Here is a 1,651-nt window from a genome sequence, read left to right as displayed (position 1 = left end):
CTTATGATGGAACAACAGCGAAAGTATATAAAAATGGTGTTTTATTTAGTTCAGGTGTAAAAGCTTTTAATACAATAAATAATTTAAATTATTTTAAACTTGGATTAACAGAAAGTAATGGTTATAACTATTTTAATGGCGCAATTGACGACCTAAAAATTTACAATTGGGCTTTAAACGCAACAGAAATTTCTAGCTTATACACTAACAACACTTTGACTTCAGAGAATTTTAATTTAAACAACCTAGAAGTTGCTTTATATCCTAATCCTGTAAACGATATTTTAAACATTGAAACAGCATTAGATATTCAAACTGTAGAAATTTATAACATTCAAGGGCAAAAAGTATTGTCTTCTAATCAAAAACAAATCAATGTTTCAGATTTAGCTGCAGGAATGTACATGGTTCGTATTCAAGATGCAGATAATAACATTGCAACTAAGAAAATAGTAATTAAATAATAAATTATGAAGCAATCAAAATTAGAAGAATACAAATTAGAGTTGTTATTGTTTGTTTTATATACTTCTCTATTTACATTCGTTTTTAATTTGTTTTTTTAATAATAAGGAAGCACTCTTAGGAGTGCTTTTTTTATTTTATGCTTTCGTTAACTGAAAACGGGGTTTGGTAAACTCACTATTAAAAAGATAATTTCACTCAAGTATTTTTGTTTCAAACTTTTAAAACTATAATATTATGAAAACAAGATTACTATTATTTTTCTTTTTTGTATTTTCTTTTGGAAATGCGCAAATCAATGTGGTTGAAGGATTTGAATCTGGAGCTATTCCAGCTGGTTGGGGCTCAATAGGTTTTTCTTTATATAATAGTTCGCCCGCTGCTTGTAACGGGAATTTTTCATTTTACGGAGCTTTAAGTGCAAGTTCTACTTTTCGTCAACTTACTACCTCGTCTTATATATCTGATGGGGGTCAGATTAATGTGTCTTTTAATTATAAAAGGACTATTGGAGCTTTTGTTGGAATTTTTAGGATTTATTATGAAGTTAACGGAAGTGGAACATGGACAGAAGTTATAAATACATCTTCTTTTAGTACAAGTTGTGTGCCGTTAAATGGGTACATTTCTACTGGTGTTATTCCAGCAGGAAGCTCAGTAAAATTTAGAATGCAAATTAATAGAACAAGCGGCGATACAACTACTTTTATTGACGATTTTAGTGCGGTTCAAACAGGTTCTTTACCAACAGGTACCATAGCAGAATATAATTTTGATAATACATATAATAATATTTTAGGGGCTAATCCATTTCAAGCAAATGCAAATACTACATTTACAACAGACAGACATGGAAATATATCAGGAGCACTTAGAATAATTAATCAAGGAACATTTGCAACTATTTTAGGACTACCTTACAACTCTACAAGTAGAACAATTTCTGTGTGGGCAAAATCGAATGTTCTTAATAGTCAAATTAATTATGTGTTTCATTATGGAAATTCAGCAAATGGCAACGGACTAGCTTTTAGACCAACAACAACACTTTACTTTGCTAATGCAGGAGCTAATTTAGAAACAGCAGATACAAATACAAACAATACTTGGATACATTATGTTTGTACTTATGATGGAACAACAGCGAAAGTATATAAAAATGGTGTTTTATTTAGTTCAGGTGTAA

2 protein-coding genes are annotated in these 1,651 nt (G+C 29.9%); both read left to right on the top strand.

Annotated features, from left to right (window positions below):
* A partial coding sequence (locus tag GFJ94_RS02815; RefSeq protein WP_153200077.1) for a T9SS type A sorting domain-containing protein occupies window positions 1-464 on the top strand: 464 nt, incomplete at its 5' end.
* Between the two features lie 238 nt (window positions 465-702).
* A partial coding sequence (locus GFJ94_RS02810; RefSeq protein WP_162523779.1) for a LamG domain-containing protein occupies window positions 703-1,651 on the top strand: 949 nt, incomplete at its 3' end.

Origin of the sequence: Flavobacterium sp. LMO8 (assembly GCF_009495755.1) — a bacterium.
GTDB lineage: Bacteria > Bacteroidota > Bacteroidia > Flavobacteriales > Flavobacteriaceae > Flavobacterium.
Note: the sequence above shows the minus strand (reverse complement) of the source record. Positions and strands in the feature narration are given on the sequence as shown.